This window comes from Actinomadura rubrisoli, from assembly GCF_004349215.1.
Taxonomy (GTDB): Bacteria; Actinomycetota; Actinomycetes; order Streptosporangiales; family Streptosporangiaceae; genus Spirillospora; species Spirillospora rubrisoli.
Genome location: NZ_SMKU01000602.1, coordinates 1 through 2,767 on the forward strand (window position 1 = coordinate 1; position 2,767 = coordinate 2,767).

Consider the following 2,767-nt stretch of genomic DNA (forward strand, 5'->3'; position numbering starts at 1 on the left):
ACATCTCCAAGGGTCAGGGGATGGGGTTCCAGCGCCAAAACGACGAGCAGGGCTCCTACGACCGGATGAAGTCCAAGGTGGCCGAGGAGCTCAAGCAGCACTTCCGGCCCGAGTTCCTCAACCGGGTCGATGACACGGTGGTGTTCCACCAGCTGACGCCGAAGGAGATCATCCAGATCGTGGATCTGATGGTCGCCAAGGTCGATGAGCGGCTCAAGGACCGCGACATGGGGTTGGAGTTGCGGCAGGACGCCAAGGATCTGCTGGCCGAGCGGGGCTATGACCCGGTGCTGGGCGCCCGGCCGCTGCGGCGCACCATCCAGCGCGAGATCGAGGACAACCTGTCGGAGAAGATCCTCTACAGCGAGCTCAAATCCGGCCAGATCGTCATCGTCGGAGTCGAGGGCACCGGCGAAGACGCCAAGTTCACCTTCAAGGGCGTCCCCAAACCCACCGGCGTCCCCGACAGCCCGCCCCCCATCGAGGGCGCGGTCAACTTCAACAAGGACTGACGGCCTCCCGGCGGGGCACCGACCGTCCACGGAAGGGCCCGTACCGATTCGTTCGGTGCGGGCCCTTCCGCATGCCTGGACATGCCTGGCCGGATGTGGCGTGGCCGCTCGGCGCGGATGATCGTCCGCTGTAGCGTGCGTGCCATGGTGACGTGGCGTGGAGCATGTGCCGGTACGGTCGCGGCGGCCGCCCTGGCGGGGACGGCCGGGGTGGTCCTCGGCGGGACGGACCGGACGGCGGCCAGTGCGGGACACGCGGCCAGTGCGGGACAGGCGGCGAGCACGGGACGGGCGGCGAGCGCGGCGGCCGCGCGTCCTCTCTCCGGCAAGGTGATCGTGATCGATCCCGGGCACAACGGCCTCAACCACAGGTACCCGAAGAAGATCAACCGGAAGGTGAAGGCGGGCCCGTTCACGAAGGCGTGCGACACCACCGGGACGTCCACGGCGTCGGGCTACACCGAGCACGCCTACACCTTCGACGTGGCCACGCGGCTCGCGGCGCTGCTGCGGGCGCAGGGGGCGACGGTGAAGCTGACCCGTCCGAACGACCGGGGCGTCGGGCCGTGCGTGGACGGGCGCGCGGCGATCGGCAACCGGGCCCGCGCCGACGCGGCGATCTCGATCCACGCCGATGGGGCACCCGCGTCCAAGCGCGGCTTCCACATGATCCTTCCGGGCTACGTGAGGGGCTACACCGGCCCGATCGTGGCCCTGTCCAAGCGGCTCGGCTACGACGTGCGGGACGCGTTCCGCCGCGGCACCGGGCAGCCGTACGCGAACTATGTCGCGAAGAACGGCATCGACGTCCGGAAGGATCTCGGCGGGCTCAACATGTCGAAGGTCCCCAAGGTCTTCATCGAGTGCGGCAACATGCGCAACCGGGCCGACGCCGCCCGCCTGAAGAGCGCCACATGGCGGCAGGGCGCCGCCAAGGCCCTCGCCTCCGGCCTGGCGGCCTACCTCAGGCGCTGACGCGCCCGGGCCGGCCGGTCAGCCGAGACGGCGGCGGATCCGCCGGATCCGCTCCTCGGCCTGCCCGGGGCCGGCGTTGCCGCGCGCCACACGCCGCCGCAGCCGGTACTCCACGACCTCGCTCAGCGGCGCGTCGGCCTGCTTGCGCCACAGGGACGCCGGCCGCCGGCCGCTGAGGCGCCGTGTGAAGGCGTCCTCCTCCAGGCCGTCCGGCGCCTGCCCGGCGGTGTAGACGGCCTGGTTGGCGCGGTGGCGGGCCGCGCGATGCTTGAGCTTGCGGTTCCGCGGGATGTTCTTGCGTGAGCTCTTGTCGTTCTCGCCGTAGAAGTTGCGGCGGTCTTTCAGGTAGCTCAGCCGTTTCTTCTCCTGCGGGCTCTTGCGGCTCTTGCGGCTCATGGACCGACCGTAACCCGGCCCGCTGATCATGGCGAAGGGGTTTCCGGGATTGTCGGAGGGGCGTCGTACTATTCGAACATGCGATCGAATGTGGTCGGTGCGGCGGCGGAATCCCGGCGGCGCGGGCACCGGGAGCGGCCGGGCGGCGCGCATGTCGCGGAAGTGTTCCTGCGGGACGTCCGGGCGAGCGCGCCGCCGCAATTGCCGATTCTCCGCTCCCGCCTCCAAGGGGAGCTGCTCGCGCGGCTGCTGCTCGGCCCGGAGCGCGAGGTGACCATGCTCGATCTCGCGGTGATGCTCCGCACCGACCTCGGCACCGTGATCCGCGAGGTGGAGCGGCTGGCGCGCGCGGGCATCCTCACCTTGCGGCGCACGCCGGCCGGACGGGTCGTGTCCCGTGACGGCGGCAGCCCGCTGTACGAGCCGCTCGCGCGCCTGATCATGCTGACGTTCGGCCCGGCGGCCGTGGTCGCCGACGAGTTCGGACGGCTGCCGTCCGTCCGGGAGGTCCATCTGTTCGGCGCGTGGGCGGAGCGCTACGACGGCGTCCCCGGGAGCCCGCCCGGCGACATCGAGGTCCTGGTGATCGGCGAGATCGGCGCCGACGTCGCGTTCGACACGGCCCAAGAGGCAGCCGCGCGCCTCGGCCTGCCCGTCCACCCGGTGGTCCGCACCCTCGCGCAGTGGCGGGACGAAGGCGACCCGTTCCTCCGCGAGATCCGCGCGGGCCACCTGACCCGCATCTCCTGAGCGCCGGTCGGGTGATGTCCAGGTGATGTGCGTTGCGGGACGAGGGAGGCCGCCGTGGTGGGCTAGTTGGGCGGCGGAGCGCCGCGAGGTTGGAGATGCGCGACAGCGCGGGGCGAGGGGCTGTCTCTTATACA

3 protein-coding genes and 1 pseudogene are annotated in these 2,767 nt (G+C 71.1%); 3 read left to right on the forward strand and 1 reads right to left on the reverse strand.

Annotation, left to right across the window (positions count from 1 at the left end):
- Positions 1–512, forward strand: a pseudogene (locus E1298_RS45910) (AAA family ATPase); the annotation flags it as partial.
- Between the two features lie 144 nt (positions 513–656).
- Entirely contained in the window at positions 657–1,487 is an 831-nt protein-coding gene (locus E1298_RS45915) for an N-acetylmuramoyl-L-alanine amidase (protein ID WP_131903651.1), read from the forward strand.
- A gap of 18 nt (positions 1,488–1,505) precedes the next feature.
- On the opposite strand, the gene E1298_RS45920 is transcribed toward E1298_RS45915, so the two are convergent.
- On the reverse strand, positions 1,506–1,883 hold the full coding sequence (locus tag E1298_RS45920) for a hypothetical protein (protein WP_131903652.1): 378 nt from the start codon (positions 1,881–1,883) through the stop codon (positions 1,506–1,508).
- 78 nt (positions 1,884–1,961) lie between these two features.
- Here E1298_RS45920 and E1298_RS45925 point away from each other — a divergent pair, with 78 nt between their 5' ends.
- Complete coding sequence (locus E1298_RS45925) at positions 1,962–2,633, forward strand: ArsR family transcriptional regulator (protein ID WP_131903653.1); 672 nt, start codon at positions 1,962–1,964, stop codon at positions 2,631–2,633.
- Positions 2,634–2,767: the final 134 nt, after the last annotated feature.

Bases quoted from the DNA above. Each gene is read 5' to 3' on its own strand.
- E1298_RS45915 (WP_131903651.1), top strand. From the start codon at position 657: ATGGTGACGTGGCGTGGAGCATGTGCCGGTACGGTCGCGGCGGCCGCC.
- E1298_RS45925 (WP_131903653.1), top strand. From the start codon at position 1,962: ATGCGATCGAATGTGGTCGGTGCGGCGGCGGAATCCCGGCGGCGCGGG.
- E1298_RS45920 (WP_131903652.1), bottom strand. From the start codon at position 1,883: ATGAGCCGCAAGAGCCGCAAGAGCCCGCAGGAGAAGAAACGGCTGAGC.